The sequence below is a fragment of the Sphingopyxis sp. genome, from assembly GCF_965279755.1.
Taxonomy (GTDB): Bacteria; Pseudomonadota; Alphaproteobacteria; order Sphingomonadales; family Sphingomonadaceae; genus Sphingopyxis.
Genome location: NZ_OZ257261.1, coordinates 1,377,784 through 1,392,756 on the forward strand (window position 1 = coordinate 1,377,784; position 14,973 = coordinate 1,392,756).

The 14,973-nt window shown below is 66.3% G+C and carries 13 protein-coding genes and 2 tRNA genes; 11 read left to right on the forward strand and 4 right to left on the reverse strand.

What is annotated here, in order from left to right; genetic code table 11:
• Positions 1–10 precede the first annotated feature (10 nt).
• Entirely contained in the window at positions 11–463 is a 453-nt protein-coding gene (locus ACQY80_RS06760) for a DUF3576 domain-containing protein (RefSeq protein ID WP_428684904.1), read from the reverse strand.
• A 268-nt stretch (positions 464–731) separates the two neighbouring features.
• Here ACQY80_RS06760 and ACQY80_RS06765 point away from each other — a divergent pair, with 268 nt between their 5' ends.
• Positions 732–1,448 (forward strand): hypothetical protein, encoded by a 717-nt coding sequence (locus ACQY80_RS06765; protein ID WP_428684906.1) that lies wholly within the window; start codon positions 732–734, stop codon positions 1,446–1,448.
• A 6-nt stretch (positions 1,449–1,454) separates the two neighbouring features.
• On the opposite strand, the gene ACQY80_RS06770 is transcribed toward ACQY80_RS06765, so the two are convergent.
• A complete protein-coding gene (locus ACQY80_RS06770) occupies positions 1,455–2,054 on the reverse strand; it encodes a thiamine phosphate synthase (protein WP_428684908.1) in 600 nt (199 codons plus the stop codon).
• A gap of 70 nt (positions 2,055–2,124) precedes the next feature.
• On the opposite strand from ACQY80_RS06770, the gene ACQY80_RS06775 reads away from it, so the two are divergent.
• Positions 2,125–2,787 (forward strand): YggS family pyridoxal phosphate-dependent enzyme, encoded by a 663-nt coding sequence (locus ACQY80_RS06775; protein WP_428684910.1) that lies wholly within the window; start codon positions 2,125–2,127, stop codon positions 2,785–2,787.
• 105 nt (positions 2,788–2,892) lie between these two features.
• Here the strand turns inward: ACQY80_RS06775 and ACQY80_RS06780 are convergent, their stop codons facing one another.
• Complete coding sequence (locus ACQY80_RS06780) at positions 2,893–3,378, reverse strand: flavodoxin family protein (RefSeq protein WP_428684912.1); 486 nt, start codon at positions 3,376–3,378, stop codon at positions 2,893–2,895.
• Between the two features lie 65 nt (positions 3,379–3,443).
• Between ACQY80_RS06780 and ACQY80_RS06785 the strand changes: the two genes are divergently transcribed.
• The 8 genes from ACQY80_RS06785 to ACQY80_RS06820 all read left to right on the forward strand — a co-directional run bounded on the left by ACQY80_RS06785 (position 3,444) and on the right by ACQY80_RS06820 (position 10,408).
• Positions 3,444–5,405: an alkyl/aryl-sulfatase gene (locus ACQY80_RS06785; protein WP_428684914.1), complete on the forward strand. Its 1,962-nt coding sequence runs from the start codon at positions 3,444–3,446 to the stop codon at positions 5,403–5,405.
• 25 nt (positions 5,406–5,430) lie between these two features.
• Positions 5,431–5,961, forward strand: a complete 531-nt coding sequence (locus tag ACQY80_RS06790) for a PH domain-containing protein (RefSeq protein WP_428684916.1) — start codon at positions 5,431–5,433, stop codon at positions 5,959–5,961.
• The gene (locus ACQY80_RS06795) at positions 5,958–7,475 is read left to right on the forward strand and encodes a PH domain-containing protein (RefSeq protein ID WP_428684918.1); all 1,518 of its coding nucleotides are present in this window, start codon (positions 5,958–5,960) and stop codon (positions 7,473–7,475) included. Before ACQY80_RS06790 ends, ACQY80_RS06795 begins: the two co-directional genes overlap by 4 nt.
• The gene (recJ, locus tag ACQY80_RS06800) at positions 7,472–9,238 is read left to right on the forward strand and encodes a single-stranded-DNA-specific exonuclease RecJ (protein WP_428684920.1); all 1,767 of its coding nucleotides are present in this window, start codon (positions 7,472–7,474) and stop codon (positions 9,236–9,238) included. Before ACQY80_RS06795 ends, recJ begins: the two co-directional genes overlap by 4 nt.
• Before the next feature lie 102 nt (positions 9,239–9,340).
• Positions 9,341–9,416: transfer RNA gene (locus tag ACQY80_RS06805), tRNA-Glu, on the forward strand.
• A 50-nt stretch (positions 9,417–9,466) separates the two neighbouring features.
• Positions 9,467–9,541: transfer RNA gene (locus ACQY80_RS06810), tRNA-Glu, on the forward strand.
• Between the two features lie 115 nt (positions 9,542–9,656).
• The gene (locus tag ACQY80_RS06815; RefSeq protein ID WP_428684922.1) at positions 9,657–10,217 is read left to right on the forward strand and encodes a peroxiredoxin; all 561 of its coding nucleotides are present in this window, start codon (positions 9,657–9,659) and stop codon (positions 10,215–10,217) included.
• Complete coding sequence (locus ACQY80_RS06820; protein ID WP_428684924.1) at positions 10,196–10,408, forward strand: hypothetical protein; 213 nt, start codon at positions 10,196–10,198, stop codon at positions 10,406–10,408. Before ACQY80_RS06815 ends, ACQY80_RS06820 begins: the two co-directional genes overlap by 22 nt.
• Positions 10,409–10,471: 63 nt before the next feature.
• Here the strand turns inward: ACQY80_RS06820 and ACQY80_RS06825 are convergent, their stop codons facing one another.
• On the reverse strand, positions 10,472–11,962 hold the full coding sequence (locus ACQY80_RS06825) for an alpha-L-fucosidase (RefSeq protein WP_428684926.1): 1,491 nt from the start codon (positions 11,960–11,962) through the stop codon (positions 10,472–10,474).
• Between the two features lie 469 nt (positions 11,963–12,431).
• Here ACQY80_RS06825 and ACQY80_RS06830 point away from each other — a divergent pair, with 469 nt between their 5' ends.
• Positions 12,432–14,969 carry a TonB-dependent receptor gene (locus ACQY80_RS06830; protein WP_428684928.1) on the forward strand — a complete coding sequence of 846 codons (2,538 nt, stop codon included), beginning with the start codon at positions 12,432–12,434 and terminating at the stop codon, positions 14,967–14,969.
• Positions 14,970–14,973: the final 4 nt, after the last annotated feature.

Below are 14,973 nucleotides of genomic sequence, written 5' to 3' on the forward strand. Positions count from 1 at the left end.
CGCCGGAGAATTAGCCTTCGATGGCGCCGCGGCGCAGGTCGCGGGCGCGGGTGAGGATGATTTCCTCAAGCTTCTGCACCGTCGCCGCCTGTACCGGCGCGTCGACCCAGGCACCGCCCTGCGACACCTGACGTGACGCCGCGACGCGGATCGCATCGGCGCGAAGATCGCGGTCGAGGATCGACACGGTGACCTTCATCCGCTCACCGGGGTTCGCCGGGTTCGCGTACCAGTCGGTGATGATCACGCCGCCCGAACTGTCGGCCTGAAGCAGCGGCATGAACGACAGGGCGTCGAGCGACGCGCGCCACAGATAGGAGTTTACGCCGATGGTCGTGACCTGCGACGCCGCGAGGTCGGCCTTCGGCTTTTCCTTGCCGGCGCACGCCGAAAGGCCGAGCGCTGCGACACCGAGCAGTGCCAGCGTGGCCGAACGCGAGGCAAGGAGGGTAAGCTTGGACATGCCGAACACCTTATCTTTATAAGCGCTGCGAAGGCCGCGCTGCTGCAAATTTGACAGCGTCTCTATCGCCCTTGCCGCCGTCCGGCAAGCGCGGCAATCGCGTCTTTCCCGGCATTCATCTTTAGGTCAGCTTGGGACGGCACTGTGGGATTCGCGCAACAACTTCGGTGAAAAGCCGCGGGCGCGCGACTATTCGTTCGGGAATCACTGGAATTATCCCCGCCAGGGTCCTATCTGACGATTCGATTGGGGATGGAGTCGCAGACTGATGGCGCGGAATTCGCGACATATATGGAAAGCAGGGCTGTTCGCCGCCGCGGCGATTTCAGTCGCGCTTCCGCCTGCGCTCGCGGCAATGAGCCGCACCGATCGCATCCGCGACACGCAATTGTCCGAAACCCTGCTCAGCCAGTTCACCCCCGCCTCGGGCGACGAGCGGCTGATCGCACGCTATAACAAGATGTCGGCCGAAGCGCGCGGCAGCTTCACCTTCACGCCCGCCGCGATCGACGCAAACCGCAAGAACCGTGCGATCACCGTCGTGATCCGCGCCCGCGACGAAGCATCGAGCGCCGCACGCACCACCGGCCTCGCCGCCGGCCGCACCAACACGCCGATCGCGATTGCACCGGTCGCCTATGATCTGGGCGCATCGCTGGGCTTCCAGCGCTTTGCGACCCCGGCGCTGCCGCGCGGCGTCGATATCAAGAACCTGCCCGTCGCCAGGGCACCCGAGCAAGCCGAGAAGAAATCGCGCTTCGCAACGCGCGTGCTCAGTCAGCCGAGCGACCCGGCCGGCGCGACCGACCGCGTTACCGCGCCGGGCGATGACCAGAATGTCGATGTCGTCAGCAGCTATCGCGTGACCAAGAATATCGATGTCACGGCAGGTGTCCGGTACCGCGCCGACGATCGCATCCAGCCGCTGACCGATTCGCGCCGCGACAGTCAGGCGGTCTATGTCGGAACGGCCTTCCGCTTCTAAACGCGCCTAGCGGCGACGCTTCGCCGCTTTTTCTTCCCACGCATCGATCGCCGCCCAGCCGGAATTGAGTCCGCCCGACCGTTTGAGCGCGCACGCACGTGCGGGCGTCATCCCGCCGAGCGCGACCGGCTGCGCCCCCGCCAGCCGCGCGAGCCGCAGCCACGCCGCCCGGCCGAGCGCGGGTGCACCGGGATGCGAGCGCGTCGGGTGCAGCGGCGAGATGAACACGCCCTGCGCCTGCGCGCGCCTTGCCGCGCGTGCCTCGCGGACATTGTGGACCGGCATGGTGATCGCCAGGCCGAGGCGATGCGCCTGCCCCGCCCGGCGCGAGACCGCTTGCCGCAGATGCACACCGTCGGCGCCCCAGCGCCTGGCCAGCGCAGGGGCGGCGGCGAGGATCAGGACCAGCTTCCGCGCCCGCGCCGTTCGCGCGAGCCGGCGAAACAACCGCCAGCGCGCGCGGGCCGACAGGCTGTCATGGCGCACGACGATGCCGCTCCCCGGAGGCAGGGCGGCGGCAAGCACGCGCATATCTGCGACGATACGCTCGTCGCTGAACAACCAGACGTCCGGCAGTTTGCGGGAGAAAGGGTGGCGCCCGACCATCGCTCTTCCTATAGGCGCGTCGCGGGCGCACGCAACGCGCGCGCAACGCTTATGCATCAAGGGACAGCATATGAAAGACGCGGCGGACAGGCTGGCAGCGGTGACGGCGAACATTGCCGAGGCAGCAAAACGCGCACAGCGCAAGGCTGGCGACATCACCCTGATCGCGGTGTCGAAGACGCAAGATGCGGCCGCCATTCGCCCGCTGATCGCCGCCGGCCAGCGTCAATTCGGCGAGAACCGCGTACAGGAGGCGGCCGCGAAATGGCCCGCACTCCGCGCCGAAGCCGACGGGATCACGCTCCACCTGATCGGCCAACTCCAGTCGAACAAGGCCGAAGAAGCCGTCGAGCTTTTCGATGCGATCCATTCGGTCGACCGCCCGTCGCTGGTACAGGCGCTGGCGAAAGCCAGCGACAAGGCAGGCAAGCGGCCGCAATTGTTCGTTCAGGTCAATATCGGCGACGAGGAGCAGAAGGGCGGCTGTGCCGTCGCGGACCTTCCCGCGCTGCTGGCTGAGGCGAAAGAGGCAGGGCTGGAAATCGCCGGGCTGATGGCGATTCCCCCCGCCGATATCGAACCCGCGCCTTACTTCGCGCTGCTCGACGAGCTCGCGGAACGGAACGGCCTGCCGCTGCGATCGATGGGCATGAGCGGGGACTATGAGACCGCGGTGATGCTGGGTGCGACGCATGTGCGCGTCGGGACAGCGCTGTTCGGCGCGCGGGAATAGGGGCAGACTGCCCGCGACCGGTCGCGGACCTTCTTTCCTTGACCGATCATCGACCTTATCTGTATTATAACCGCAATACAGTAGGGTTTTGCCGTGCCGCTTTGCCTAGAAAATCCCCGCTGCGATTCCTTCGGCAAGCGCTGCGCCAAGGTCGCGGGCTTCGGCAAGGCGGTCCGGGGGGATCGTCTTGGGCGCGAGGATGGCCTCGGGGGTCTGGGCGGCGGTGTTCACGATCATCGGATCGGCGACGCGGCGCAGCCGCCAGCCGGTGGCGATCCGGTCGAGCTGGCGTTGGGCATTTTCGCCGTCCGAGCCCGCGCAGATGATCGTCGCATAGGGGCGGCCTTCGAGTTTGCCGAGGCACGGGTAGTAACAGCGGTCGAACATCTCCTTCATCGCGCCCGACAGCGCGGCGAGATTTTCGGGGCCCACGAACAGATAAGCCGCAGCGGCGAGGAGATCGTCCGGCGTCACGTCGCCTGCGGCGATCAGGCGCACTGTGGTGATCCCATCGCCGGCCGCTCGCGCAAGCGCTTTGCTGCCCCCGGTGCGACTGTGCCAGATGATCAGCAGGTGCGGCGCATCGCTCATACCGCGATGCTTGCCAAGCCTGCGTGTGCAGCGCAAGTTGTCCGCAAAACAAGGGGGAGATCATCATGCGCCGACTGACCGCCGTGCTGCTTGCCAGCTGCCTGCCGCTTGCCGCCATCGCGCAGGACGATGCGAGCGAGGCGACGCGCACCGCGCAGGCCGAACTTGCGAAGCGGCTCCCGCTCGACGACCCGCGCGACGAGGCCAATGTAATGCGCGGCAAGCTGGCCGAGATTCCGGGCGGCGTCATCACGGACAAGAATGGCAAGACGGTGTGGGACCGGCGGCCGTATGAATTCCTGAGCAGGAAGGACGCGCCCGCCACGGTCAACCCGTCGCTGTGGCGGCAGGCGCGGCTCGATGCGGTGCACGGATTGTTCGAGGTGGTGCCAGGCAAGATCTGGCAGATCCGCGGCTATGATATTTCGGTGATGACGATCATCCGCGGCAAGAGCGGCTGGATCGTCGTCGATCCCCTGCTGTCCGAAGAAACGGCGGCCGCGGGATGGAAGCTGTTCGCCGATACTCTCGAGGCGAAGGAGAAGCTGCTGCCGATCAGGGCCGTGATCTTCAGCCACAGCCACAGCGATCATTTCGGCGGGGTCGGCGGGATCGTCACACCCGAACAGGTGAAGGCCGGCAAGGTGCGGATCATCGCGCCGCACGGCTTCTCCGAAGAAGCGACGTCGGAGAATGTCCTCGCCGGCACCGCGATGGGGCGGCGCGCGCTCTATATGTTCGGGTCGATCCTGCCGCCGGGCGAGCGCGGACAGGTCGACACGGGGCTGGGACCCAAGCTGTCGTCGGGGACGATCGGCTATATGGAGCCGACCGAAACGGTGTCCGAGAAGGGCGGCACGCTGACCATCGACGGGCTCGTCTTTGAATTCCTCGACGCGGGGAGCACCGAGGCGCCGTCGGAGTTCGTCTTCTATATCCCCGCGTACAAGGCGCTGCACACGACCGAGGTCGTGACGCACACGCTGCACAATGTGCTGACGCTGCGCGGGGCGCAGGTGCGCGATGCGCTGCACTGGTCGAAGGTGATCGACGCGATGCTGCTGAAATGGGGCGGCAAGGCCGAGGTCGCGATGGCGTCGCACCACTGGCCGACCTGGGGGCCGGGCGAGGTGAGCGAGTTGCTGGCGAACCAGCGCGATGCCTACCGCTATGTCCACGACCGCACGCTGTTTCTCGCGAACAAGGGCGCGACCTTGCACGAGCTCGCCGACCGGACCGCCGAAGCGCCCGTCCAGGGCAAGGATTTCGGGACGCGCGGTTATTATGGCACGCTCAACCACGACATGAAGGCGGTGTATCAGCGCTATTTCGGCTGGTGGGACGGCAATCCGGCGAACTTCAATCCGCTGCCTCCCGAACAATCGGCGGTCAAATATGTCGCGCTGGCGGGCGGGGCGGACAAATTGCTCGCGGCGGGCAAGGCGGCGATCGCGGCGGGCGATTATCGCTGGGCGGCCGAGCTTCTGAACAAGCTGGTCTTTGCCGAGCCCGACAACAAGGACGCGCGCGCGGCGCTCGCCTCGGCGTATGACCAGATGGGTTATCAGGCGGAGTCGGGCGCGTGGCGGAACTATTATCTTGCCGCCGCCGCCAGCCTGCGCGGCAATGCCGTCGCCGCGGGGTCGAGCAATGGCCAAAGCCGCAGCTTCGTCAGCGCGATTCCGACCGCGGTCTTTTTCGATGCGCTCGCGACGCGCTTCGACGCCGCGAAGGGCGGTTCGCTCAAAGGCACGTTCCAGTTCGTCCTGCCCGACAGCAAGGAAGCGGTGGCGGTGGTCGTCGGCGGCGGGGTCGAGTTCCCGCGCTATGGCGTGACCGACGCGGCGCCGACCACGACGATCACCATCGACCGCAAGACATTGGACGATGTGATGCTGGGGCAGGCGCAGTTTCCCGCGCTGCTCCAGTCGGGCGCGATCAAAATCGACGGCGATAAAATGGCGTTCCTGTCGTGGTTCGCGCTCCATCCGCCCGCCGACCCGCGTTTCAATGTGGTTGTGCCCTGACCCACCCAGCGACTAACGGAGGATCATGACCGACACCGCCGCGCCGCCGCCGACCGACCCCTTCGCCCATGACGCGCTGAATGCCGCCGAGGGCCTTCATCCGGTCGACCCTGCCTATACGCATGTGCTGCGCGCGGCGATCGCGCTTAACCTGCTGCCGGTCGCGATCGGCGCCACCATCGTCGATTTTCTGGTGATCCCGCAGATCGACGGCCCTTACGGGTTGCTCACCGTCGCGGCCTGGCTGCTCGCGATCATCGCGGTGGTCACAATTCCGGCACGGCGGGTCGCACGCTGGGGCTACAAGATCGGCGAAGGGCAACTGCGCGTCGCGCGCGGCTGGCTGTTCCGCACCGACACGATCGTGCCGTTCGTGCGCGTCCAGCATATCGACGTCGGACAGGGGCCGGTCGAGCGGATGTTCGGGCTGTCGCACCTGGTCGTCCATACTTCGGGCACCCACAACAGCACTGTGACGCTGCCCGGGCTGCACAGCGACCTCGCCGCCGCGATGCGCGAGACGATCCGCCGCCACATCCAGACCGATTTCGCGTGAGCGACGAGGTCGTGCCTGAAATCGAATGGCAGCGGCTGCATCCCGCGACGCTCGCGCTGTCGATCGTCCGGCTCGGGCCACGCTCGCTCCAGTTCCTTCCCGCGGTCGCGGCGCTGGGCTTTACCGGGCGCTGGTGGCTCGTCTTGCCCGCGCTGCTGGCATTTATCGGAATCTCGCTCGCCTTCGCGTGGCTCGGCTGGTTGCGTTTCCGCTTTGCGGTCGGCGCCGGCGAGGTGGTGATCGAGAGCGGGGTGCTGTCGCGCCAGCACCGCACCATCCCCTTCGACCGCATCCAGGACGTGAGCATCGAACAGGGGATCGTCGCGCGCGCGCTCGGCATCGCCAAGGTCGGATTCGAGACCGGCGCGGGCGGGAAAGAGAATGACGCGAGCCTCGACGCGATCGGTCTCGACGCGGCGCAGGCGCTGCGCACCACGATCCGCGCGCATCGCAGCGCGCCGGTCGCCGCGACGCCGGTCGCCGCCGGTGCGCCCGAGGCCGGCGAGGAAGCCGGGGCAGCACCTGCCGAAGACCGGCTGCTCTTCGCGATGGGGCCGCGCCGGTTGCTGATCGCGGGTCTCTTCAATTTCTCGCTCGCCGCGCTGGCGATCGTGGGCGGCGCGATGCAGTTCTTCGACAATCTGCTGCCGTTCGATTTCAACGTCTTCAACCCGATGGACTGGATCGATGTCGCCGAGGGCTACGGGCTCGACACCTGGCTGCTCGCGCATCGCTGGATCGCAGGGGTCGGCGCCGCGATTTCGCTGCTCTTCATCGGCTTCGCCAGCGGCATCGCGACGATGGTCTTCGCCAACTGGGATTTCCGGCTGACGCGCGAGCCGCGCGCACTGCGGCGTACCCGCGGGCTGACGACGCGCACCGACGTCGCGGTGCCGGTGAAGCGCGTGCAGGCGGCCATCCTTGTCACCGGCTGGCTGCGCCAGCGCTTCGGCTGGCACGAACTGCGCCTGCAGAGTCTGGCGAGTGACGGCGAGAAGGAAAAGGATCATCAGGTCGTTCCCTTCGGACGGCTCGCCGAAATCGACCCGGTGCTCGCCGAAGTCGCGATCCGCCGCCCCGATGCGGGACTGCGCTGGGCGCACAGTCACCGGATCGTCGCGCTCGGCGGTTTCGTCGGCGCCACCTGCGCGGCGCTCGGCGGCAGCCTTGCGGTCTTTTTCGGTCAGCCGCTGGGATGGGTCGCGGTCGTTGCCGCGGCCCTGATCGCCGCTTTCGCGCTGCTCGGCACGCGCTTCCATCAATGGACCGACCTTGGCGACATGGTTGCGATCCGCTCCGGCTTCTGGAAGCCCAAGATGACCTTGCTGCCGCATGCCTCGGTGCAGAGTGCCGACCTGAAAACCGACTTCATCCTCCGCCCGTTCGGCCTCGCGACGCTCGTGTTCGGTGTGCCCGGCGGCAGTTCGCTCGCGAGCCACACGATTCCAGCAATCCCGCTGGATATCGCGAAAGACCTGCGCGCGCGCATCCTGACGGCCGGAGCGCGGCGATGAGCGAAGCGGCGCTCGGCATCACCCGGTCGATCCTCGGCCAGCCGTGGCACTGGCGGCGAACGAGTGCCGAGATGGGCGGCGAAAGCCTTGCCCCCGATGATCTCGTCACCCAGCTTCTGCTCGCGCGCGGCGTCGCGCGCGACGATATCGAGCGCCAGCGCACCCCGACCCTGCGCGGCTTCATGCCCGACCCGTCGCTGTTCCGCGACATGGACGCCGCCGCCGCGCGGCTCGCCGATGCGGTCGAGAAGCGCGAGGCAGTGACGATCTTCGGCGATTATGACGTCGACGGCGCGACCTCGGCGGCGCTGCTCGTCCGCCTGCTCGGCGCTCTCGACGTGCCGGTCGGCGCGTACATCCCCGACCGGTTGATGGAGGGCTATGGCCCCTCGGGCGCCGCGCTCGTCAAGATCGGCGAAGCAGGGTCGAAGCTGGTCGTCACCGTCGATTGCGGCGCACAGGCGTTCGACGCGATCGCCGAGGCCAACGCCGCAGGGGTCGAGGTGATCGTCGTCGACCATCACCAGTGCGCGACGATGCTGCCCGCCGCGCTGGCGCTGGTGAACCCGAACCGGCTCGATGAAGGGCCCGATGCCGCGATCCACGGCAATCTCGCCGCAGTCGGTGTCGCCTTTCTGCTCGGCGCGGCGCTGCTCCGCACGCTGCGCGCGCGCGGGTGGTTCGGCAGCGGACCCGAGCCGGCGCTGATCGAGCTGCTCGACCTCGTCGCGCTCGGCACCGTCGCCGACGTCGCGCGGCTGACCGGGTTCAACCGCGCGCTGGTGACGCAGGGGCTGAAGGTCATGGCGAAGCGCGGCAATATCGGCATGGCGGCGCTGATGGACGCGGCGCGGCTGACCAAGGCGCCGACCGCGAGCGACATGGGCTTTGCGCTGGGGCCGCGGATCAACGCCGGCGGGCGCGTCGGCAAGTCCGACCTTGGCGTGCGGCTGCTGACGACGAACGATCCGCAGGAGGCGGCCGATATCGCGGTCGAACTCAACCGGCTGAACGAGGAGCGGCGCGCGATCGAGGCGGGGGTGCTCGACGAAGCCCTCGCCGCGAGCGCGGCGTGCGGCAACGCGCCGGTCGCGATCGTCGCGGGCGAGGGCTGGCATCCGGGCGTGATCGGCATCGTCGCGGGGCGATTGAAAGAGAAGCTGCACCGCCCCGCGATCGTCATCGCGGTCGACGCGGACGGGGTTGGTAAGGGATCGGGCCGCTCGATCTCGGGCGTCGACCTTGGCGCCGCGATCCTCGCTGCAAAGGAGACCGGACTGCTCGTTGCCGGCGGCGGCCATGCGATGGCGGCAGGGCTGACGGTTGCGAAGGACAAGATCGATGCGCTGGGCGCCTTTCTGAACGAGCGGCTCGCCGCCGACGTCGAACGCGCGAGCGGCGACAAGTCGCTGCTGATCGATGCGGTGCTCGCGCCGCGCGGGATCAATCCCCTGTGGTGCGAGGCGATCGAGAGTGCCGGGCCTTACGGGGCCGGCTGGCCCGCGCCGCGCGTTGCGACGGGGCCGGTGCGGATCGTCGAAGCGGGCATCGTCGGCACCGACCATGTCCGGCTGATCGTGTCGGGCGACGACGGCGCGCGATTCAAGGCAATCGCCTTCCGCAGCGCCGAAACCGAACTCGGCCAGACGCTGCTCAACGCGCGCGGGCGCAAGCTGTGGCTCGCCGGACGCGCGAAGCGCGACGATTGGGGCAGCCGGCCCGCCGCCGAGCTGCATCTGGAAGATGCGGCCTGGGCGGATTGAGGGTCGGTCGGCGGACCAGCGGACCGCCGCACCCCAATAATTTCGCGACCGCGCTTGACCGCGCGGAAACGCGCGTCTAATGCGCCGCTTCACCGATCAGACGGCCCCTTCGTCTAGCGGTCTAGGACGTCGCCCTTTCACGGCGAAAACACGGGTTCGAGTCCCGTAGGGGTCACCATCGGCAAAGCGGGCGGTCGGCCTGCCATTTCCTGAAATATCCGACCTTAAGGCCCCTTCGTCTAGCGGTCAGGACGCGGCCCTCTCACGGCTGAAACACGGGTTCGATTCCCGTAGGGGTCACCATTCATCCGATTTGGCGATTGCTCCGCCTGCGTCACGACCTGCGGCGGGCAATGATATGGACGTCGCCCGTCTTTTCGACCATTCTTGCCCCTTCTCCGAACTGGAAGGATTCCGCATGAAAATCGGCAAGACTCTCGCGATCGCACTCGCGATCGGCCTCCCCCTCGCGATCCTTCCGGCGCAGGGCATCGCTGCACTGCAGAAGGGAGCGAAGGCACCCGACTTCACGCTGAATGCGGCGCAGGGCGGCAAACCCTTCAGCTTGTCGCTGAAGCAGACGCTGCGAAAGGGACCGGTGGTGCTTTATTTCTTCCCCGCGGCCTTCACGCCCGGCTGCACGATGGAGGCGCATCTGTTCGCCGAGGCGAGCGACCGCTTCACCAAGCTGGGTGCGCGCGTCGTCGGCGTGACGGCGGGTAATATCGACCGCGTCGCCGAATTCTCGAAGTCCGAATGCCGCGACAAATTTGCCGTCGCCGCCGACCCGGGCGCAAAGGTCGCAGCGAAATTCGACACCGCCGTGCGCGGCGCCGACCAGACGATGCTATCCAGCCGCACCTCGTTCGTCATCGCCCCCGACGGAACGATCCTGCTCAGCTACACCGATCGCAGCCCGCAGGCGCATATCGAAAAGACGCTGGCGGCGGTGCAAGCATGGAAAGCCCGGCGGCGCTGAGCGGGTGCGCCGAAACCGGGACGCTCGCGCGATCAAGCTGCGAAAGGGATCACCCCGAACAGCAGCGCCGTCCCTTTGCGGGTGACGAAAAGGGCGCGAAGGCCCTGCTCGCTGAAATCGTGCTGGAGAATCCCCAAGGCCACTGGCCCTCGGAAGCCGCAGTCGCGAGCCGCGACCGCAGGGGATACTGACGCAGCCCGGTCGAGAACATAGCGCCAGAGCGGCCGGGCGGCTGTAAAGGAAGGGTCGCCGGGTCAGCCCCGGCCCCCCGCGACTTCGGCCGACTTGCCGCCCTGGACGGCTACGGCAACCGCGGTGCCGGTCGTATCGATGCAGGGCGACGCGAACGTCAGCCGAAGATCGGGGCCGCGTGCCTCAAGCTGGACCGGACTGCCATCGCCGAGACGGATGCCCTTGCCGGCAAGGGCGAGGTTCTTGATCACAAGCTGCTCCGACGCCACCGGCCCCTTGATGATCAGGTTCACCCGCCCCGGTGCCGCAGTGAAGCGCACGGCAAGTCCGCATTCACTTTCGCCGTCTGATTGCGTCCATGGTCGCGTCCCATAGATGGCCTCACCGTTCGCGCGCAGCCACGTGCCGAATTGCTTGAGGCGGCGGAGCTGTTCGTCGGGGATGCCCGCGTCGGTCGCGCGTGGCCCGACGTTGAGCAGCAGATTGCCGTTGCGCGCCACCGCATCGATGAAATCGTGAAGCAGCGTATCGGCGCCGTCGTAGTCGGCTTCACCATCGTTGCGATTGAAGCCGAAGCTGTGGCTCATGCCGCGGGTCGCCTCCCACTTCTTTTCCTGCGTTTCCGAGAAGGCTGCATATTCGGGTGTCCGGAAGTCGCTGTGCGGAACTTCGGGGGGAATGATCCCTTTCGATGCGTTGGCGCCCTGCCTCGCGATCGCCGCCTGAATCTTGCGATCGACGTAGCGCCGCACGATCGGAATCTTGAGCATGTCGCGCGGCAGACTGGTCGCCACCCAGCGGTCGTTGACCACGCCTTCCGGAACCGCGCGATAATAGTCCGCGAACAGCTGATACAACGGCCCGGGCCGCGTCGGCCAGCTGATGTCGTTCCACAGCACCGACGGTTCATAACGGTCGATCAGTTCGCGCACCTGCGCCATCGCATAGGCCGGATAGTCGCCACCCGGCGTCGAAGCCATGAAGTCGCCGAGGGTGCGCAGCGGACGCCTGTTGAAGGTCCAGTCGATCCCGCCCGAATAATAGACCCCGAACCGCAGTCCCGCAGCGCGCACCGCGGTGGCCAGTTCGCCGACGATATCGCGCCGGGTCGTCCATCCTGCCTGATGCCGGTTAGCAATCTGGCTGGGCCAAAGGCAAAGCCCGTCGTGATGTTTGGTGACGAGCACGACATAACGCGCGCCGGCGTCGCGGAACGCCTCCGCCCACGCGGCGGGGTCCCAGTGATCGAGCCCCGCCTCGAACGGCTGTTTGAAATCCTCATAGGGCGCATCGCCATAATGCGTCCGGTGAAATTCGGCCGAAGGGGTTCCCGGCACCTTGATCGCGTTGCAATACCATTCGGTGTAGGGGACCATTGCGACCGCCCGGTCATAATCCTTGGCAAAGGCCTCGCCGATCGAGCCCAGGCGCGGCGCGAAGCCCGGGATGGCGAAGGCCCCCCAATGGATGAAAATCCCGAACTTCGCATCCTGATACCAGTCGGGGACCGCGCGCGCGTTGAGTTCCGCAAGGGCTTGGGCCGTGGAGGTCATCGAGCGCGGCCCCCGACGATCGCGATCCCCCCGGTCGCAGGCAAGTCCATCGCACGACAAGATCGATTCATCCGGCTTCTCCCCTCACCCCTCCCTCGATGGGCGGTGGCTTTTTCCATGGTCGCAGACGCGAACCGGTCGAGTTGATTCTATAATTATAGAAAAATATATTAATCAACTGCAATAACGGTCTGACGATATGGTCACACGGACCATATTGCTGCTTGCCAGATGGATGGATCGACCGTGCCGGCCACCAGAAATCCGCGCAAACAGGTCGCAAACGGCAGGTCGTCCGTCGAACGACGATGTTAAATATATCGTTATAGACTAATATATGAAACACCTATAACGATGGCGGCGGGGGATGTCGCAGTGGCATTCGCCGTCCATAGCGTGGGACCCGCACAGCGGGCCCATCGCGCCAATAATCGACCAGCAGGATCGCTGGCGGCGGGAGAGGCGTGGTATGCGAAATATATCCTGGATGTTTGCGAGCGTCGCAATCATGGCGGTACCGGCTGCGGCTCAGGCGCAGGGCACAGCGACGGGGGGTCAGCCTCCCGCAACGGAAGAAGGGTCGGGCCTTACCGAAATCGTCGTCACGGCGGAAAAGCGCTCCGCCAATCTGCAAGAGGTGCCGCTGGCCATATCGGCCTATACCTCCGATGCCCGCCAGCTTGCCGGCATCAACACCTTGCAGGACTTCGCCAACTTCACCCCGGGGCTGAGCTATTCGGCCGGCAATGATCGCGTGTTCATCCGTGGCATCGGGCGACAGACCAACACCAATGGCAGCGACCCCGGCGTCTCGACCTACACCGACGGCATCTATGACGCCTCGACGACATCAATCGCCGCGTCCGATTTCTTCATCGACCGCATCGAAGTGCTGCGCGGTCCGCAGGGCACGCTCTATGGCCGCAATTCGATCGGCGGCGCGATCAATGCGATTTCCAAACGGCCGACCGAAGACTTCAGCGCGGACCTGCGCGGATCGGTGGGCAATCATGGACTCTATACGGTCGAGGCGTCAGCGTCCGGATCGCTGACCAAGGGACTGCGAGCGCGACTGGCAGGCGGATACAGCAAACAGGAGCGCGGCTATTTCAGGAACGAGGCCGGCGGTGTCAGCGAGGGCGGGCGCGGCGAGCGACGTTATGTCGAACTGCAGCTCGAGGCCGACCTCGGCCCCGATGTGACGGCCTGGGCGAAAATCTTCTCGGGCCGCACCGACCTCAATCCGCGCGCGCTCAACCGCATCGGCGGCTACGACTTTGCTCCCTATCCGACCGGGGCAATCACACCGGGCGCATCCTTCGGCTATCTGATCCCGGGCGTCGTTGCGCTCGATCCCGATCCGGTGCCCCCGGGCGCGACCAACATCCGCCGCTTCAGCGCCGACACGACGCAGACCGAAAAGCTGCGCGGCAATTTCGGCGCGACCGGCGACATCAAATGGTCGCTGCCGACCTTCGATGTCCGCCTGCTCGGCGGCTATCAGGAATATCGCCTCGACAACACCTATGAGCTCGACGGGACGAGCGTGATTTCCTACCCCTTCCCGCTCGCGCCTGGCGGTGGGATTTGCGCCCTCGTCCCCGGCTGCGGGCCGCTCACCGCCTTTCCGTCGACGCAGCTCAACCTGCACAATGACAAGAGCTTCGGCAGCGGCGAACTCAACCTGACATCGAACACCGACGGGCCGCTGCAATGGGTTGCCGGTATCTATTATTATCAGGAGACGCTGACGCAGGAATCGCATTTCAACGCACCCAACCAACTGCAACTGCGCGCACCGGCCAACGGCCCCGCCAATCCGCTCGGCGATTTCGTCTATGCCGCCTCGACGCTGACCACCAAGTCCTCGGCGGTCTTCGGTCAGATCGACTATCGTTTCACCGATGCGCTGCGCATCACGGCCGGCCTGCGCTACACGCATGACAAGAAGAGCGGCGAGGAATCTTTCCGCCTCCTCTGCTTCGGCTGTGGCGGCTTCTCTCCCGACCTCTATGGCTCGTTGACCCCGGCACTCGACATCACGGCGTCGCAAATCTCCACGCTGCCGGCGCCGGGGGTGGCGTCCGCGGTGACGATCGATCCCGTGACGGGTATCGCACGGCGCGGCCTCGCGAACAGCTGGAACGCGGTAACCGGAACGGTTGCGGTCGAATGGCAGCCCAGCGACGACCAGCTTGCCTTCCTTCGCTACAGCCGCGGCTACAAGTCGGGCGGGTTCAACGCCGGCGGCATTTCGGTACTGCCGCAGACCGGCGCCGAGCATGTCGATGCCTTCGAGGCGGGCTACAAACATTCGATCGGCAGGCGGCTGCGCGTCAACCTCGCAGGCTTCTATTATGACTATCAGGGGCTTCAGGTGCCGCTGACGGTATCACAGCCCGGCGGCGCGCAGCTTACGCAATTCTTCAACCTGAAAAGCTCGAAAAGCTATGGCGCCGAGGTCGAGCTTGCCTGGCAACCGGCCGATGCGCTGCAACTGTCGTTCAACTATGGCTATGGCCATTCGCGGATCGACAGCGGGTGCTGCTTCGTCGACGGACAGGATCCGCTGGCGTTGCAGCCCGGCGCGCAGCCGTCGGGCCCGGTTGCCAATGGCCAGCAACCGCAAAGCGTGGCGGGCGCCCGATTGTCCGACACGCCGCGCCACAAGCTGGCTCTGAATGCGATGTACAGCATCGACTTCGAACCGGGGACGCTGTCGCTGTCGGGCAATTATGTGCTGCGCAGTTCGGCCTACAGCAACATCTTCAACCGGTCGTACAACCGGATGCCGTCGTGGGATCAGGTCGATCTGCGCGCGATCTGGACCGGCAGCGGTGAGCGCTACCGCGTGATCGCCTTCGTCAAGAATCTGTTCGACAGCAAGGGCTATGACAGCGCGCTGGGCAATCTGCTTGCATCGTCTCCGACGCTGGACGTGGCGCAATCCTATTCGTTCACGCCGCCGCGAACCTATGGCCTCCAGCTCGAACTCCGGTTCCGCTAGGCCG

Excerpts from the sequence above, each read along its gene's own strand:
- ACQY80_RS06760 (WP_428684904.1), bottom strand. The coding sequence starts at position 463 with ATGTCCAAGCTTACCCTCCTTGCCTCGCGTTCGGCCACGCTGGCACTG.
- recJ (WP_428684920.1), top strand. The coding sequence starts at position 7,472 with ATGAGCGAAGCGGCGCTCGGCATCACCCGGTCGATCCTCGGCCAGCCG.
- ACQY80_RS06815 (WP_428684922.1), top strand. The coding sequence starts at position 9,657 with ATGAAAATCGGCAAGACTCTCGCGATCGCACTCGCGATCGGCCTCCCC.
- ACQY80_RS06780 (WP_428684912.1), bottom strand. The coding sequence starts at position 3,378 with ATGAGCGATGCGCCGCACCTGCTGATCATCTGGCACAGTCGCACCGGG.
- ACQY80_RS06790 (WP_428684916.1), top strand. The coding sequence starts at position 5,431 with ATGACCGACACCGCCGCGCCGCCGCCGACCGACCCCTTCGCCCATGAC.
- ACQY80_RS06825 (WP_428684926.1), bottom strand. The coding sequence starts at position 11,962 with ATGACCTCCACGGCCCAAGCCCTTGCGGAACTCAACGCGCGCGCGGTC.
- ACQY80_RS06830 (WP_428684928.1), top strand. The coding sequence starts at position 12,432 with ATGCGAAATATATCCTGGATGTTTGCGAGCGTCGCAATCATGGCGGTA.
- ACQY80_RS06775 (WP_428684910.1), top strand. The coding sequence starts at position 2,125 with ATGAAAGACGCGGCGGACAGGCTGGCAGCGGTGACGGCGAACATTGCC.
- ACQY80_RS06785 (WP_428684914.1), top strand. The coding sequence starts at position 3,444 with ATGCGCCGACTGACCGCCGTGCTGCTTGCCAGCTGCCTGCCGCTTGCC.
- ACQY80_RS06770 (WP_428684908.1), bottom strand. The coding sequence starts at position 2,054 with ATGGTCGGGCGCCACCCTTTCTCCCGCAAACTGCCGGACGTCTGGTTG.
- ACQY80_RS06820 (WP_428684924.1), top strand. The coding sequence starts at position 10,196 with ATGGAAAGCCCGGCGGCGCTGAGCGGGTGCGCCGAAACCGGGACGCTC.
- ACQY80_RS06765 (WP_428684906.1), top strand. The coding sequence starts at position 732 with ATGGCGCGGAATTCGCGACATATATGGAAAGCAGGGCTGTTCGCCGCC.